This is a genomic window from Nocardia sp. NPDC059180 (assembly GCF_042754945.1).
GTDB lineage: Bacteria > Actinomycetota > Actinomycetes > Mycobacteriales > Mycobacteriaceae > Nocardia.
Genome location: NZ_JBHZBU010000007.1, coordinates 310,366 through 326,706, shown reverse-complemented (window position 1 = coordinate 326,706; position 16,341 = coordinate 310,366). Strand labels below are relative to the sequence as shown.

The 16,341-nt window shown below is 66.2% G+C and carries 12 protein-coding genes; 2 read left to right on the top strand and 10 right to left on the bottom strand.

The window, feature by feature from the left end:
• Positions 1-7: 7 nt before the first annotated feature.
• Positions 8-2,968, bottom strand: a complete 2,961-nt coding sequence (locus ACFXNW_RS22470; protein WP_379419691.1) for a crotonase/enoyl-CoA hydratase family protein — start codon at positions 2,966-2,968, stop codon at positions 8-10.
• Positions 2,969-3,069: 101 nt separating this feature from the next.
• Between ACFXNW_RS22470 and ACFXNW_RS22465 the strand changes: the two genes are divergently transcribed.
• Positions 3,070-3,720, top strand: a complete 651-nt coding sequence (locus ACFXNW_RS22465; RefSeq protein ID WP_379419689.1) for a TetR/AcrR family transcriptional regulator — start codon at positions 3,070-3,072, stop codon at positions 3,718-3,720.
• Positions 3,721-3,737: 17 nt separating this feature from the next.
• On the opposite strand, the gene ACFXNW_RS22460 is transcribed toward ACFXNW_RS22465, so the two are convergent.
• The 9 genes from ACFXNW_RS22460 to ACFXNW_RS22420 all read right to left on the bottom strand — a co-directional run bounded on the left by ACFXNW_RS22460 (position 3,738) and on the right by ACFXNW_RS22420 (position 13,322).
• Positions 3,738-5,186, bottom strand: a complete 1,449-nt coding sequence (locus ACFXNW_RS22460; RefSeq protein WP_379419688.1) for a flavin-containing monooxygenase — start codon at positions 5,184-5,186, stop codon at positions 3,738-3,740.
• Positions 5,187-5,329: 143 nt separating this feature from the next.
• Positions 5,330-5,986, bottom strand: a complete 657-nt coding sequence (locus ACFXNW_RS22455; RefSeq protein ID WP_379419687.1) for a GAP family protein — start codon at positions 5,984-5,986, stop codon at positions 5,330-5,332.
• The gene (locus ACFXNW_RS22450) at positions 5,986-6,975 is read right to left on the bottom strand and encodes an HAD family hydrolase (RefSeq protein ID WP_379419686.1); all 990 of its coding nucleotides are present in this window, start codon (positions 6,973-6,975) and stop codon (positions 5,986-5,988) included. Before ACFXNW_RS22450 ends, ACFXNW_RS22455 begins: the two co-directional genes overlap by 1 nt.
• Positions 6,972-8,669, bottom strand: a complete 1,698-nt coding sequence (locus ACFXNW_RS22445; protein WP_379419685.1) for a SulP family inorganic anion transporter — start codon at positions 8,667-8,669, stop codon at positions 6,972-6,974. The genes ACFXNW_RS22450 and ACFXNW_RS22445 overlap by 4 nt, the downstream gene beginning before the upstream one ends.
• Positions 8,669-9,328, bottom strand: a complete 660-nt coding sequence (locus ACFXNW_RS22440; protein ID WP_379419684.1) for a GAP family protein — start codon at positions 9,326-9,328, stop codon at positions 8,669-8,671. The genes ACFXNW_RS22445 and ACFXNW_RS22440 overlap by 1 nt, the downstream gene beginning before the upstream one ends.
• 60 nt (positions 9,329-9,388) lie before the next feature.
• Complete coding sequence (locus ACFXNW_RS22435; RefSeq protein ID WP_379419683.1) at positions 9,389-11,068, bottom strand: SulP family inorganic anion transporter; 1,680 nt, start codon at positions 11,066-11,068, stop codon at positions 9,389-9,391.
• 46 nt (positions 11,069-11,114) lie between these two features.
• Positions 11,115-11,525, bottom strand: coding sequence for a hypothetical protein (locus tag ACFXNW_RS22430; RefSeq protein ID WP_379419682.1), 411 nt, complete (start codon positions 11,523-11,525; stop codon positions 11,115-11,117).
• A 91-nt stretch (positions 11,526-11,616) separates the two neighbouring features.
• Entirely contained in the window at positions 11,617-12,792 is a 1,176-nt protein-coding gene (locus ACFXNW_RS22425) for an AI-2E family transporter (RefSeq protein ID WP_379419681.1), read from the bottom strand.
• Positions 12,793-12,833: 41 nt separating this feature from the next.
• The gene (locus tag ACFXNW_RS22420; protein WP_379419679.1) at positions 12,834-13,322 is read right to left on the bottom strand and encodes a DUF1269 domain-containing protein; all 489 of its coding nucleotides are present in this window, start codon (positions 13,320-13,322) and stop codon (positions 12,834-12,836) included.
• A gap of 320 nt (positions 13,323-13,642) precedes the next feature.
• Between ACFXNW_RS22420 and ACFXNW_RS22415 the strand changes: the two genes are divergently transcribed.
• On the top strand, positions 13,643-16,228 hold the full coding sequence (locus tag ACFXNW_RS22415) for a LuxR C-terminal-related transcriptional regulator (RefSeq protein ID WP_379419678.1): 2,586 nt from the start codon (positions 13,643-13,645) through the stop codon (positions 16,226-16,228).
• Positions 16,229-16,341: the final 113 nt, after the last annotated feature.

The following is a 16,341-nucleotide window of genomic DNA, read 5'->3' as shown; positions in this document are numbered from 1 at the left end:
GCCGGCGTCATCGGCCCTTCCAGATCGGGTCGCGTTTCTCGGTGAAGGCCCGCACGCCCTCGGTGGCATCGTCGGAGAACAGTGCGGTGGAAGCAATGTCGTATTGCTTGTCGAACGCTTCCCCGGTGCTCCAGTCGCCGGCTTCCTCGACAATCCGTTTGCTACCGATCAGGCTCAGCGGGGCATTGACGGCGATCCGTTCGGCCAGCGCGAGGGCAGCCTCTAGCGCGTGACCGGGTTCGGCGAGCTTGTTGACGAGCCCGAGTTCGGCCAGCCGGGTGGCCTGCATGGGATCGCCGGTGAGCGCGAGTTCCATCGCGATATTGCGTGGCAACCGCTCCCGCAGCCGCATCACGCCGCCTGCGGCCGCGATCAGACCGCGCTTGGGCTCGGGAATACCGAACTGGGAATCGCTTGCTGCCACGATCAGGTCCGCCGCCAACGCGAGCTCGCAACCGCCGGCCAGTGCGGGGCCCTCGACGGCAGCGATGAGCGGTTTACGCGGCGGCTTGCCGGTAAGCCCCAGCGCGCCACGGCCTTCGGTCAATGGCGCTTCTCCATTCGCCATGGCTTTGAGGTCCATGCCGGAGCTGAAATAGCCGTCCGCGCCGGTCAGGATCGCGACTCGGAGGTGAGGATCGGCCTCGAAGGCATCGCAGGCGCGTTCCAGTCCGACCGCCATGGCATGGTTCACCGCATTGCGAACCTGCGGCCGGTTCAAAGTGATGATCATGATCGGGCCGCGGCGTTCGACGAGTACCGGAGGCGGGGGAGGCGCGGGCAACTCGACCCGCCGTTCACCGTCGATGACGAGCTCGTCGCCCCGAAGGTCTACCGGTAGCCCGAGTGCGTCGGCATCCTCCAGCGTGTCGAGCACTGTCGGCTCGGTGCTGCGCACCAGCACTCGGGCACCGTCGGGCGTGATCAGGCTCAGGATTGCGGCTTCGGGCTTGCCGTCCCGGTCGTAGGGCAACGTGTATGCCTCGACCACGGCCGGCCCGGTGTAGCCCTGACGGACCGGACGCGAGGGCGGATTGTCGACGATCGGGCGCAGATGTGTGTACGTCTGCTGCGGTGGGGTGGCCGAGTAGATGCCGATCGCGTGCTTGGTGACGTACCAGCCGAGCGAAGTGCTCAGCCCGAACGTGTCAGGATTCGCACGCAGTTGCGCGACCATCGTGGCGACAGCGTGGGTGCCGTAGTTGTTGCCGGGCCCGCCGCCGAAAGTCAGACCGCCGGTGACCGACAGTGGCCGGTTCGGATCATCGACCGGCAAACCCAATTCACGAGCGGCGATCTGTACCGCCACCGGGAAACAGGAGTACAGGTCGACCGGGCCGACCTGATCGATACCGATACCGGCATGCTCGAGTGCTGCCGCGCCGATGGTGTGGATGGCAGGGGAGGCAGCCAACTCTGCCCGTTCGGAGACGAACCATTCGTCGTGCGCGGACGCTCCCGCATGTACGAAAACCCACCTGTCCTGCGGGATTCCCGCGGCTTCGGCCGCGGCGGCGCTGCACAGGATCAGCCCCGCGGCCATATCGACCTGGAGGTTGGCACACAGCAGTTTGGTGTAGGGAGCCGAGACCATTCGGTTGTCGGCTGTGGGGGTGGTCAGCTCGGTCGGGGTGAATTCCTGAGGCAGCCAGGCGTTCTGATTGTGGGCGCCGATGGTCGACATCCGCGACCACAACTCGCCGACCGCACGCAGGTGCTGCTTCGGTTCATGCCCGAGGCGGTGTCGATTGGCCGATTCCATGAGCGAGTACATGTAGATCGGTGCACCCAGCCCGACAGCGGTCTCGGCGGCATTATTCGCTTCGCGGTCGATGCCTGCCGTGCGCGTCGGCTCGACCTCGGGTCCCTGCTCCGGCCAGGCGACATCGGTACCCGAGCGCTGCGCGGCAGCCAGGGTCGCACCCGCCTCGGCGCCGGTGACCAGCACCATCTCATAGGTGCCGTCGGAAATGGCTTGCGCCGCTTCGTTGATCAGAAGTTGGCCGCCGTCGCCGCCGTACATCGATGACTGGACGGTATCCACGGTCTCGGCGCCGACCGCATCCGCGACCAGCGCGCCCAGGTCCCGGTACTGCCAGGATGCGCTGGCCACCGCGAAGACGGCATCAGTCGAAGCGAGCAGTTCTTCGTCGGTACCGGCGTCCGCAGCTGCCCGCCGAAGTGCGCGCGCCGCAAGTACGGCCGGGTCGGCGGCGCTATCCGGCGTGCGGGAAACGAACTGTCCCGCACCGACGAGCACCGGAGTATTCGGAGCAAGCGTTCGACCGGAAGCTCTGTGCAGTACGGGTTTCCGCGCCGCGCTTCGCCCGGACAGAGACCCGGCGCCGGCCAACTGCTCCGGTACGCGATCCAGCGAACTCCGCAGGGCTTCGGCCAGAGTGCGCACCAGCGATGCGCCCAGCGGCCCCTCGACCGGCTGGCCGGACAGTCCCGCGTCGAAGCACGCGAGCGAACCCTCGCCGTCGGGGTACACCGTCAACCAGAACCCGAGCGTCAGGCCCATCGGCCCGCGACCGCGCAGCTCGATCGCGGTGTCCTCGGCCGAAGCGATCGTCCAGGCGATATCTGCCGGGATACCCATGAATTTGACTTGCTGGACGAACTCCAGCCCCGCATACGCCCCGTTCGGCGCCTCGCCGCGGAACGCGGCATGCATGGTCAGCCAGTCGGCGAAGCGACCTGGATCGGTCAGGAACGCCGCAACCGTTTCCGCGGGAACTGCGAGGTGTTTGGCGGCGTGTGCACGCTTGCCGAATTCCGCAAGGCCTGCGGGCGGCGTGTGGTCCGCGTCGGCGATCGCCTGCGCAGCCGTCGATTCCGAGCGACCGAGCGCCCCCGCGGCGATATCCCACAGGATGCGCGGATTGCCGGCGACGGCGTCGGCGAGCTGCCGCACTGCCCGCACCTGGTTACGCGCTTGCTTCAGCGCGCGGGGAACTCGACTCACGTCGGACACCACCTTGTCTCGCCGATATGGAACTATCTACCGGTCAATAGTTCCGTGGGACTATTAGACGGTTAGTAGTTCCGCATGTCAATATTGGTGCTGTGACAAGACCGGGTGCGCCTCTGCCGAGCCTGCTCAGCCGCGCGATGACGCAGGTGCTCGGCGCCGTGCCCGGCGGCGACGACACCGATGCGAAGGTCCTCGACGCCGCATTGCGGGTACTGGCCCGCCGCGGCACCCGTGAAGCCACCATGGACGACATCGCCGCCGAATCCGGCGTCGGCCGCACCACCCTGTTCCGCCGCTACACCAGCAAAGACCAGCTCTTCGAGCGTGCGCTGGCCCGCGATATGGGCCGCATCCTCGACGATCTGGCCGAACGCTTCACCGTCGTCACCGACCCCACCGAACAGGTGGTCCTCGGCTTCATCACCGGCCTGCGCCTCGGCGACCACATCCTGTTCCGCGATTCCGATCCGGTGCGCCGGGCCGAACTCCTCCAGGCGCTGAGTCATGGTGATCCGTCCCCGATCGCGCTGGGCTTCAAGGCGGTTCGAGCCAATATCGCCGCAGCGCAAGCCGCTGGAAAGATCCCCGTCCGTGATCCCGACGCCCAGGCCGACGCACTCATCCACCTCATGATCGGCTACCTCGCCGCCCCGAGCCTCGTCGTTGATATCGCCGATCCGGTCGCGATGGAGCGCCTCGCCCGCGCGGCCGTCGCCCCGATCCTCACCGGGACTATCGACTGAACTGTGCGTCGCAACGATCAAGAGACGACGACGTCGAAGTCCGCCGGATCGAACTTCGCCTGCGCCTTGTACTCGATCCCGAGCGAGGGCCAGTTGGTGGTGATCCTGCCGTCGGGCTGGCGATACCACGAGGAACACCGGCTCCACACACTGCCGTTGAGCTTCGCCTGGATCCGCTCGTCGAACGCCTGCTCGACCTCGGGGCGCACATCCAGCGGGGCGCCGACGCCGACCATGTGCGCGACATAGCGGCCGAGGTATTTCGCCTGCGCCTCGAGGAAATAGATGATCGATCCGCCACCGGTGTTGGTGTTGGGTCCGTACATGATGAACAGGTTGGGGAAGCCGGGAACCGTCATGCCGTAGTAGGCGCGCGCCCCGTCCTTCCACTGCTCGTGCAGGTCACGGCCCGCTTCGCCGGTGATCGTCATCGGGGCGAGAAATTCGGTGGCGGCGAAGCCGGTGCCCCAGATGATCACGTCCGCCTCGTGCTCGGTCCCGTCGGTGGTCCGCACACCTGTTTCGGTGACCTCACCGATCCGCTCGGTGCACAGCTCGACGTTCGGTTCGGCCAGGGCGGGCAGATAGTCATCGGAGAACAGGATCCGCTTACAGCCCACCGGATAGTCGGGCCACACCTTCTCGAACAGTCCCGGCTTCGCCTTGGTTTGCCTGCGCATATGCCATTTGGAGACCGCCCTGATGGCGGCGGCCAGCGGTTTGGCGTAGACCCAGGCGAGGCTGAGCCCTTCGACCACGCCGTACCAGGTCACCCGCTCGCCGAGTTCGGTCACCGGCGCCTTCTCGAAGACCTTGTGATGCAACGGCGTGAACTCGCGGTCCGGCCGCGGAACGATATAGGGCGCGCTTCGCTGGAAGACGGTCAGCTGCTCGACCTGCTGCTGAATCTCGGGCACGAATTGGATCGCACTGGCACCGGTGCCGATCACCGCGACCCGTTTGCCCGTCAGGTCGATATCGTGGCGCCACTGGGCCGAATGGAAACTGGGACCGGCGAACCGCTCCCGGCCCGCGATCTCCGGCAACGCCGGCCGCGCCAGCTGACCGACGGCCGACACCAGTACATCGACGATGACGGGGTCGCCGGTGCTCAGCCGCACCGTCCACTGTCCGGTCGTCTCGTCGAATTCGGCAGCGTGCACCTCGACGCCGAACCGGATATGGCGGCGCACGTCGTATTTGTCGGCGACCTGCCGCATGTAGTCCAGGATCGCAGGCTGCCGGGAGAACCGATGCGGCCAACGCGGGTTCGGCTCGAAGGAGAACGAGTAGAACGGCGACGGTATATCGCAGGCCGCCCCCGGATAGGTGTTCTCCCGCCACACCCCACCCACGTCGGAGCCCTTTTCGAACACGACGATGTCGTCGAAGCCCTGTTTCTTCAATTCGATGACGGCGGCCAGGCCACCGAAGCCGCTGCCGATGACGGCGATGGAGGGCTTCATCCCGGTTCCTCTCGATGAGGTGTGTGGTCACCTCCAGTCTTCAGGATTCCCGGGTCGCCGCCCACATGTTCCACAGAAGTCGTCGGCGCAGGTGCGATCGACCGTCCGGCCACGGCTTCGCGGGTGTCGATGCGACGTGGCGCTCAGGCGAGGTTGACCAGACCACGGACCGTGAAGAGTGCACCGAAGCCGAACAGGACCGCGATCGTCATCATCCGGGTATTGCGGACCATCCACTCCTTGGTGGCGTCGAGGCCCTGCCTGGCGCGATCTCCCATCAGCTGATAGATCGCGATCGGTACGGCGAAATCGAGGGCAGCGGCGATCAGCAGCAGCACCGTACCGGTGAGGGCGACCGGAATCGAGGTCGACGAGCTGGCGATGATGGTCATCCCGGAGATCATGATGAAGACATTGGGGTTGATCACGCCGAGCGCGAGACCGATTGCGAAAGCCGTTCGCGTGCTGGCATTGTCGAGCTGCGCGAGCCATTTCGGTGGACCTTGCGCCGTCTGGTTGTGCCGAACCAACAGGAACACGCCGCCGGCAATGAACAGCAGCCCCACGACCAAACCTGCCCAGTGCGACACCGATTTCGACGTGGCACCCGGGTCGGTCGCACCGCCGAGCAGCGCCGCGATGGCGATCTGGGTGTAGACGAGCAGGAACGCGGACCCGAAAGCGACCGCGTTGCGTACCGGACGCTGCGAGTTCAGGAGCAGTACACAGCCCGCGACGGCCCCGGGGGTGATGGCCAGACCGATCATCTCCGGCAGCAGGAGCACGAACAGTTCGCCCATCACCTCTGCGCCTGTTCCGTCGTCACCGATGAGTGCCCGTCCGGGGCGACTTCGCCCGCTCGTGGTTCGTCGGGGAAAACTCGCGCCCAGTCGTCGTGCACGCTCACCACCTGCCATCGGTGTTCGGCGGCTACGGCCAGCGCGTGTTCGGCGCCCGCGTCGTAGGCGAATTCGCGGTCGCTGTCGTCGTGGTGGATGAGTAACCGCAAACCGTCGTCGCGGGTGAGCTCGAGCATCGGCACATCCCCGTTGGAGTTGCCTACAGCGAGCAAAGGGCGTCGTCCGATGCGGCTCCAGATTCGCACCGGTTTCTCGGGGCCGTCGTCGACGAAGGCCATCTTCGGGCTGTAATGCACAGCGCCACCACCGTATTCGAGGCCGAGGCTGGAACCGATGACCCGTTCGCGCGGCACACCGTAGAACATGTCACCGGCCGGTCGCATGAAGTCGCGGTCGCCGCCGGAGACGATATAGACCGCGAAATCATGGGCCTCCAGATACCGCATCAGTTCCAGCATCGGGGTGTAGACACATTCACCGAAAGGCCGCAGCAGCACCGGATGTACGCCGGCGGCGAGAAACTCCCTGGCGTGCGCGGTGTAGGCCTCGACGTCCAAGCCCGCCGTGGCTGCGGCGACTGCTCCGAGCAGCTGGGTGGTGGCCGAATCGTCTCCGGCGTAATGCCTGTCGACGGCCTCGGCGAGCCAGCGGTAGTCGTGGGTGGTCGCAGCGGCATAGGGTTGTCGCTCCAGCAGCCGCGGATTCTGCTCTGCCATCCTGGCCCACCGCGACAGCAGGAACACCAGCTGCACCGGCATCGGTTTCTCGGTCCACAGCGTGCCGTCGTTGTCGAAGACAGCGACCCGATCGGCGACCGGAACTCCTGTGCGTTCTACCCGGTCGACGAACTCGACGATTGCCGTGCGGGCCGGATTGTCGCGCCAGGACTCCAAGGTGACCTCCTGGGTCGCACTGTGTCGCGGCGTCATCGGCGGTCCAGATCGGCGAGAGCCGCGGCCACCGTCGGGTACACCGGGACCCGCCGATCGCGTGATACCGCCTGGCCGAGAGCGTCGCGGAATTGCCCGATATCGCGGGCGACCGCGAAGTCTATGCGCCGCCGGGCCAGGGAGTCACGCAGTTCGGCGAGCATCGACGCCGCGCTGACGTCGACGAACGGTGAGGTCTCCGCGTCGAGAATTACCAATCGGGTGCGGTCGGTGCACATGCTCTCGATGTGGTGCTCGACGTAGTCGGCGTTGGCGAAGAACAGGCCGGCCTCCACCCGTACCACGAGCAGGTCCGGTCGTTGCTCGAGCTCGGGGTGGCGATCGGTGTCGACCCACAGGGTGCCGTCCTTGGCCAGGCCGGCCACATGAGGTTGCGAGGCGCGGTACAGCAGTAGCAGCATCGAGACACCGATGCCGATGATCAGACCGGGCAGGGTGTCGAAGATCAGCACGCCCGCCATGGCGGCGATGGCGGCCGCGAAATCGGCGCGGGCGGCGTGCCCGTAGATGCTGCCGAGCCGCGTCGTCCATACCCGGTACAGCCGGCGCAGCGCGTCGATGTCGACGAGTTCGATGACCGCGGCGATGACCACGCCGGCCAGCGTCGCTTCGGGCAGGTTCTCGAACAGGCCCGTGAGAAACAGCAGCGTCACGACGACGAGTACCGCCACGACGAGACCACTCAACTGTGTCTTCGCGCCTGCGCTGCCGTTCACGGCGGTCTTGGACAAACTGCCGTTGACCACCATGCCCGAGCTGAGCCCCGACCCGAGGTTGGCGGCACCCAGGCCTAGCAGTTCCCGATTCGCGTCGACCTGGTAACCAGCCTTGGCCGCATACGTTTTCGCGGCGCCGAGCCCTTCGGCGAATCCGATCAACAGCACCCCGACCGCGGGACCGAGCAGATCGATGAGCTCGCCGATACCCACTCCGTCGGGCATGCCCACCGCGGGCAGACCCGAGTCGATATGGCCGACGATGTCGACACCGTTCTCGTCGAGCCCGAAGACGGTGACCGCGCCGATACCGAGCAGCACCGCCAGCAGCGACCCCGGCACCAACGGCAACCAGCGTTTGCACCCCAGGACGATCGCGAGCGACAACGCGCCGATCAGCAGTGTGCGCCATTGGGTGTCGCCGAGATGACGTATGACGCCCCAGGCTTGTTCGAAGAAGTTGCCCGGTGTCTTCTCGATGCCGAACAGTTTCGGCACCTGGCCGATGATGATCGTCAACGCCAGACCGACGATGAACCCTTTCAGCACCGGTTCGGAAATGAACGACGCGATGAAACCCAACCGGATCAGCCCCGCGATCAACCCGACGATGCCGGTGGCGAGGGCAAGGGCGGTCGACAGCGCGACGAAGCGTCCGCCGTCGCTGCCCGCCAAGGGCGCGATGATCGCCGCCGACAACGCCGCGGTCGCCGACATCGGCCCGACCACCAGGTGGCGGGAGCTACCGGCCAGGGCGTAGAGCACCAGCGCCGGGATCGCCGCGTACAGGCCGATCACGGGCGGCACTCCGGCGATCGACGCGTAGGCCAGCGCTTCGGGCACCAGCACCGCCCACACCGTCAGCCCCGCGACGACGTCCGCACGCAGCCAGCCGCGCTGATAGTGCTGCAGCGAACCGAATACCGGCCACGGCCGTTCGGTTGTGGGCACGGTCATTACAGACCACCGATGCCCTTGCCGACGACAACCGCACCCATCACCAGCAGGACGATCGCCATGACGATGTGGTTGTTGTCCTGCAGCCACACCTTCATCGCGTCGAGCCCACCCCGGAGCCTGTCGGCAGCAACCGCGTACCCGATCACAGGAACGATCACGGTGGAGGCAGCAAGGATGGTGAAGACCACGATGGCGACGACGTCTCCTCCCGCCGAAAGCCCGCCGGTACCGATGACGACACCGGCGGAAACGCACAGCAGCAGGTTCTTCGGATTCACCGCGGACAGCAGCAGTCCGAGCCCCGCGGCCTTGACGAAGCCGAGTTGGTCGATCGCACGCATCCAACCCGGCACCTCGGTATCACCCCGGTCGCGCCACTGCTTGGCCGCGAGCAGAATCAGCAGCGCACCGAGCACGATCTTGACCCATGAAGCGGCCGTCGAGGGCTGCTCGTCGCCGGTGTCGCTCAGCGTCCCGGACAACGCGACGAGGATGCCGGTGACGACGACGATCCCCACCACCCACCCGAGCCCGAACCCGGTGCTGGTCTTGGCGGCGTTGGCGGACAACAACATGAGGATGGCCGCCACGATCGGGATCGGCGAGATCGCCACACCCACGGCCAGGGGAAGCAGATCACCGATGACTGAGCCCATGGCGTCAACCTAACGACGCCGGGCGCAGTGCTCGTCACACGTTGAGGGTGAAATCGATCTTCAGCTCGCCGGCTGATCGCGTAGCCGGACCCGCGCCTCGGCGTACGCGGCGAGCGTCGATTCCCCCAGGGTGGCCGTCGCTGGGTACAAGTCCAGCGCAATACCCTGACGGTGTAATCGGTCCTGATTCCAGTAGGCGAGGACCTGTGCGTCGATACCACTGAGGTAGAGATGTCCGCCGACAGCATCGAGCCGCCGCGCGTAATCGCTGACCACGACGAAGAAGGTCGCGCCGAGCGTGGTCCGCCCGCGCATCCGCAAGACGACCATCGGCGATTCGGCGTCGCCGGGGTCGGGCAGGCGCACCTGAAGAGTGCGGGCACCGGCATAGAACAGACTGCCGTACACGTCGAGGATGACGATCTCGCGACTGCGCAGGGCTGTCGGTGCGGGCACCTCGATCAGCCTGCCGTTCTCGGCCCGCAGCTGGACGACCTTCAGATCCACCGCTTCCTGATTGAGTTGCAGCAGCAGCGACAACGTGACGCCGACGGCGACCGCCGCGGTGACCGGGAGGAGCAGGGTGGAGACGAAGGTCGCCACCAGGGCGATGCGGGAGGTGGACCCGCTGCGCCAGATCGCAACGATCCGCGCCGGATCGACCGAGCCGATCGCGGCGACGATGAGCACCGCGGACAACGTCGGCATCGGCACGTGGCCGACCAGTCCGGCGAACGCGACGAGGATTACCACCATCCACAGTCCCGACCACATCGGGCCCCAGCGCGTGCGCGCACCCGCGACGGTTGTCAGTGCTGTCTGCCCGACGGAGCCGCCGACCGGCATTCCACCGAAGAACCCCGAGGCGACATTGCCGACACCCTGTCCGGTGAAATCCCGGTTGATTTCTGAGCGGGTGCCATCGCGATTCGGGGCGGCTTCGGCCACCCCGACGCCCTGCACCAGCACGATCACCGCGACCGCTGCGGCGCCGCTGATCAGCGACGGTGTCAGCATCGACAGCTCGGGCAGGGCCGGAAGGGGAATCCCCTGCGGGATGTCACCGACGTCGGAAACCTGTGCCACCGAATCCAATCCGAACAGTGGCAGCATCGCGGTCGAGACGATGAGCGCGGCAAGCGAACCCAGCATGCCGAAACGAGTCCGGCTCAACCCGACGACGAGCAGCACCGTCACCGTTCCGATCAGCAACGAGGCGAGATCGATACGACCTGGGTGCAGCACGACGTCGGCAGCCTTGGTCACGGCCACGTCACCGTCGGCCGAGGCGCCGGTGAATCCGGCGAGCTGGCCGAAGGCGATGTTCGCGGCCACGCCCGACAGGAACCCGGTCATCACCGAATGCGACACGAATCGGGTATAGCGGCCGAGTTCGAGTGCTGCCGCCACGATCATCACGGCGCCGGCGACGAGAGTGAGCAGCACCATCGCCGCGGACCGATCGTCGACCGGAACCGTCGCCAACGCGGAACCTGCGGCCAGTGCCGAGGCGCTGGTCGTGGTGACGACCATGAGTTTGGTGCTGGTGGTCAGCCCGCCGAATACCCGCCCCGCCATGGACGCGTACAGCCCGTGCACCGGGTTGACCCCGGCCAGCAGTCCCGACGCCATACCGTCGGGCACGCTGCCGATCGCACCGGAAAGCCCGGCGAGCACATCGCTTTTGCGCATGCGTTCACCGGGCAGCCGGGCTCGTATCCACTGTGTGAGCCTGCTCACCGGCACCTCGGGCGTGCCAGTGCGCTGGTGAGCGGGCTCGCCGAGGTCACATCTCGCTGGGGTTCCACGTGGTGACGGCCCAGATCACGACGACGTCGAGCACGATGATCAGGATCGACCACGCCGGATAGTAGGGCAGCCACAGGAAGTTGGCGATGATCGACAGAGCCGCGATGGCCACCGCCGCGACCCGGCCCCAGGTGGTTCCGGTCATCAGCCCCAGCGCACAGATCACCAGGATGATCCCGAGGACGATGTGGATCCAGCCCCAGGTGGTGGTATCGAATTCGTACACGTATTCGATGCCGACTACGAACAGCTGGTCCTCGGCGACCGCCGAGATGCCCTGCAAGATCGACAGCACACCAACGGTGAGCAGCAGTATCGCGGCGCCGATCGAGGTCCCCGCCGCGATGCCCTGCCGCACCGGGCTTTCAGTTTCGGAGGAGTGCGTCATCGTTCATCCCTTCATGCGAAGCGGTTGTAGGTCGACATTCGCCGGTGCGCGACGCCCGCGCTTCACCCGTCCAGGGTGAATATGGTGAGCTTCAACCGGAGGGGACCGGTCCAGGTCCGGGCTGGTCGACGGTGCCGGGCTCGTCATCGCCAGGACCGTCGCCGGACATACCGGCACCCGAGCTGATCAGGACATTCGCCCAGCGCGACGACGGATCGATGTCCAGCAGCAGCGCCTTCACCAGCAGGGTCAGCGGAATGGCCAGCAGAGCGCCGAGAGCGCCGAGGATCCAGGTCCAGATCACCAGCGACAGGAAGGTGACCGTCACGCTCAAGCCGACCGCGTCGCCAACGAATTTGGGCTGGATGATCGACTGGATGACGAAATTGATCACGCAGTAGACGACGATCACCCACAACATGAGCGCTGGCCCGCTGTCGAGCAGGGCGAGCAGCGCCGGCGGGATCAGGCCGATCACGAACCCGATATTCGGGATGTAGTTGGTGATGAACGACAGCAACGCCCACAACACCGGTAACGGGACACCCATCAACCACAGGGCACCACCATCGATGACCGCGACGATCAGCCCGAAAACCGTCGACACGATGAGGTACTGGCGGGTGCCGTGGGCGAAGGTCTCCAAGGCGTAGGCGATTTCGGGCCGTGCGCGAGCCACGATCGTCATTTTGCGGTTCATGGTCATCCCGTCGAACGCCATGAACAACAACAGCGCCAGGAGGAAGAACAGGTTCGACAGGATGCCGAGCAGGCTTTGCAATGCCTGCTCGATCACCTGGACCAGCTTGCCGACGTCGATACCGCTGAGCACGTTGTTGATCTGCTCGGAATTCACCCCCGCGTCCGCGAGTGCGCTACGGACACCCGCGAGCAGATCATTGACTTGATCGGTGTATTCGGGCAGCTGCGTGGCCAACTGCGCCGCCGACACCACCAGCGAACCGACCAGCCCGATGATGATCAGGTACACCACCACCAGCGCCGCGACCATCCCCGCCCACACGGGCAGGCCGCGACGCTGCACCCACGACTGGATGGGCTGCACGGCCACGGTCAGCATCAACGCAAGAAACAGTGGCCCGAGCACCCCGGAGAACGCCTTGATCCCGGCGATCGCCACGACGGCGCCCGCAATGGTCAACAGCACGATGAGCCCGCGCGGAATCGCCCATACGGTTCCGGAGGCCGGTGGCGGTGGCTCGGACGCTCGGCGCGGCTTCTTCTCGGATCCCCGGGTCGCACGCATGCTCTGCTCTTCTCTCGGTCGGCGGGGCGGGCGAGCGAAGATCAGTCGGCAAAGACCTCGCGCAGCTGGGCTTCCTGCTCATGGGACAGGTTGGTCGAGATGAGTTCGGCGTGCTGCCCGTGGAATTCGTCGTGCACACGGTCGAGGGTCGCGTCGGAGGTCAGCACGAACAGCGCCGAGGTCCCCGGGGTGATCTGGTCCTTGAGCTTGGCGATGAACTTGTCATCGATGCCGATATCGGAGAGCGAACCGGCCATCGCGCCGACCCCGGCACCCACGGCGGCGCCGATGAGCGGGATGAAGAACAGGATGCCGAACAGCAGGCCCCAGAACGCGCCGCCGAGCGCACCGACACCGGCCAGATGGTGCAGCTGGCGCGTCTGCGGCTTTTTGGTGCCCTGGGGCCAGCTGACCATGGCCGCGTCATGGACCTTGATCAGTTCCTCGGATTGCAATCGGCTCAGCGTGTCGATCGCGGTATCGGCTCCGGTTGCGGTCGGAAACTTCCACACTGTGAGGGTCGCTGCCATCGTGTGCTCCTCTGGTCGTCGAGATCCTGAAGGCAGCCGGCGCATCGGCCGGTCGGCATCGACGCTATGAGCTGGGCGGCTCGTCGGCCTCACACGTTTCGGATGAACCCGGGTGCGGGATTTTGGATGAAAACCATGCCACAAAGTCATTACAAAGCACACTCAGTGGCAAACAAACAGATACGTTTCACTTGAACTGCAACGCAATGGCGTAGTGGCAACGATTCGTTGATGATGCAGCTCCAGGAGGCGCGGTGTCGGCTTCGCAGTCTTCAACGCCTGGCGCGGTCGATAGCCAGGCTTTTGCCGTAGATGGCGTAGTGGGCCCGGTGGTCCCGACGCTGCCGTTTCGGCCGATCCAGCTCGGCGTTGCCACCGATGCGTTGGACCTGGCTCGTGGCGGCGGCAAGGTCGCGCTGATCTGCGCACCGGCGGGCACCGGCAAGACCGCGCTCGCGGTGGCGTGGATCGAGGAACGCCTGCGCCGCGACCCCACACTTGCGGTCGGCTGGGTCACGGCTACCGAGCGGATGGGCGGCGACCCCGAAACACTGTGGGCGGCGGTCCGAGCGTCGCTGGGTCTGTCCGCTGGACCGCTGGGCCGCGGTGGGATCGACAATCCGACCGGCCACGCCGTCGCGCTCGTAGAGGAGCTGGGTGCCCGCAGCACAGCGGCCGTGCTGGTGATCGACGACGCACATCTGCTGACCGATCCGCTGAGCCTGGCCGGAGTGGAGTACCTGGTCGCGCACACCCCGGCCACGTTGACGCTGGTGGTCGTCGGCCGATTCGACCCACCGGTGCGCTGGCACGCCGTGGCGCTCACCGGACGGTTGGTGCGAATCGGGGCCGCCGAGCTCACCTTCGGCGTTCGCCAGATTGCGGAACTGTTCGATCAGCACGACATCCGCCTCACCGATGCCGAGACCGAGACGATAGAACGGCTGACCGGTGGCTGGGCCGCACTGGTTCGTATCGCGGCGATCTACCTGACCGGGCATGCGGATGCCCGAGACGGTGCACTGTCGGCCCTGGCAAGAACGCCGCATGCGGTCGCGGATTTCCTCGTCGGCGAAGTCTTCGGTCTGTTGCCGCCGCAGACCTTGGATTTCGTGCTCGGCACCGCGATTCCGGTCGCTTTCACCGTCGATATGGCCAATGATCTGTGCGGCGTGGACGCGGCCCGGATCCTGGAAGATCTCGCGCGGATGAACTTCCCCATTCATCACAAATCCCGTGATGGTGACCTCTGGTACTCCTATCATCCGATGGTCCGCATGTACTTGCTGGCCGAGCTGCGTCGACGTGATCCGCACCAAGTCGCCGGTTTACACGAGAGGGTCGCGCGCTCACTGTTGGCGGCCGGCCGGCCTCTGGAGGCCTTTCCTCATCTGCTGGCCGAGCCCGGCCGTCCGCAGGTGGTCGACTTCCTGCGCGAGTACGGCCCTCGGATCGTCTTCGGCGGGGAGGGGCCGGCTCTGTTCCAGCTGCTCGTCAGTGAACACGGCTTGGCCGACGATCCGTTCATCTGGCTACTGCGATCCATCGACGCGGTGTCCCGGGCCGACAGCGTGGAGGTCGGGGCTTATCTCGGATTGCTCACGGCCCGCGGCAGCGGCGAATCGGCGATAGTTCCGCATGCCTGGCTGCTCCCGTTGACATCAGCTGTCGCGGTGGATGCGCATATAGCCGGACACGATGACAGGATCGTCCCCGACACCAGCCACCTGCGAATGGCGCCGGTTACCGGACAAGTCGACCTGGACTGTTTCATCGTGTTGCAGGCCGCGACATACCGGACACGGCGCGGCGAGGTCCGAGATGGCGAGGCCGGGATACTGCACGCACTGGCGCTGGCCGAACAGGCCGCGCTGCCCCGGCTGGAAATTCTCGCGGTCGCCCGGTTGGCGATGTCGGCGGGGCTCTCCGGTTCGATCGTAGCGATGCGCGAGCGGGCGATGCGTGCGGTGGCGCTCGCCGAAAAGTATGGGCTGACCGAGCTGCCCGACGTGGCGCAGGCCAGGGTGATGGTCGCAGGCGCGGCCTATCTGTGTGGGCAGCCGTCGCCATTTTCCGGCGTCGAACCCGTCCGGCCACGTGGCTTCCAGGAAACCTTGATCCCGACCGCGGTCTGGCATGAGCGGCTCGTGTTCGGGCTCGTCGCCTTCGAATCCGCCTGCGATCGTCATGCCGTAGCCGAAGACCTCGATCGTGCTGCGCACCAGCTTCTCGACCAGACCCGTCCGGCGGAAGCGACCGGCAGGGTTCTGGTGCACGTGGTGTGGGTTCAACTGAAGCTTCACGCGAAAGATGCTGCGCGACGGCTGATCGAGCACGGCAGGGCAGCACTGGGGCATACTCCGGAGACCGTGGTGGTCGCCGCGGCGCTGGCCGAATCCCAGCGCAAACCGGCGAGCACGATGTCGCTGCTGGAGCCTCTGCTCGCGGACTCGGAATCCCTGCACACCAACACCGCCGTGACCGCGTGGCTGCTGTGCGCATCGGCTTGTCATCAGCTCGATCGTCCCGCCAAGGAGTACGAGGCGCTCGACAACGCGCTCGCCGCGGCCGCACCCGATCAGATCATTCGCCCGTTCCTCGACGTACCCGGCACCGTGGAGTTGCTCGACGCCAACGCTGGCCGTTTCGGGCACTGCGATGCTTTGGTGGAGATCATTCGCGCGCATCCGAGCGCGCGGCGTTCGGCTGACGCCCCGCATCTCACCGAAACCGAGCTGACGGTCCTGCGTCAGCTGCCCTCCGGGCGGACCTCGCAGAACGTCGCCAAGGACATGGGCGTCTCGATCAACACCGTCAAAACCCACCTGCGCGGCATCTACCAGAAACTCGGCACCACGTCCCGTGCCGACGCCATCGCGCAGGCCCGGCAGCTGGGCTTGCTGTAGCCGGCGGATCCGGCGGGATTCACCCCTATCGGATGATGTGGCCGCGGTGTGGTCGCCGCATGCTGAATGCAGGTTGCTCGGAGTCGACCACACACGAGGACATGAGGGAGGTA

Bases quoted from the DNA above. Each gene is read 5' to 3' on its own strand.
- ACFXNW_RS22430 (WP_379419682.1), bottom strand. From the start codon at position 11,525: ATGACGCACTCCTCCGAAACTGAAAGCCCGGTGCGGCAGGGCATCGCG.
- ACFXNW_RS22455 (WP_379419687.1), bottom strand. From the start codon at position 5,986: ATGGGCGAACTGTTCGTGCTCCTGCTGCCGGAGATGATCGGTCTGGCC.
- ACFXNW_RS22425 (WP_379419681.1), bottom strand. From the start codon at position 12,792: ATGCGTGCGACCCGGGGATCCGAGAAGAAGCCGCGCCGAGCGTCCGAG.
- ACFXNW_RS22450 (WP_379419686.1), bottom strand. From the start codon at position 6,975: ATGACGCCGCGACACAGTGCGACCCAGGAGGTCACCTTGGAGTCCTGG.
- ACFXNW_RS22460 (WP_379419688.1), bottom strand. From the start codon at position 5,186: ATGAAGCCCTCCATCGCCGTCATCGGCAGCGGCTTCGGTGGCCTGGCC.
- ACFXNW_RS22420 (WP_379419679.1), bottom strand. From the start codon at position 13,322: ATGGCAGCGACCCTCACAGTGTGGAAGTTTCCGACCGCAACCGGAGCC.
- ACFXNW_RS22445 (WP_379419685.1), bottom strand. From the start codon at position 8,669: ATGACCGTGCCCACAACCGAACGGCCGTGGCCGGTATTCGGTTCGCTG.
- ACFXNW_RS22440 (WP_379419684.1), bottom strand. From the start codon at position 9,328: ATGGGCTCAGTCATCGGTGATCTGCTTCCCCTGGCCGTGGGTGTGGCG.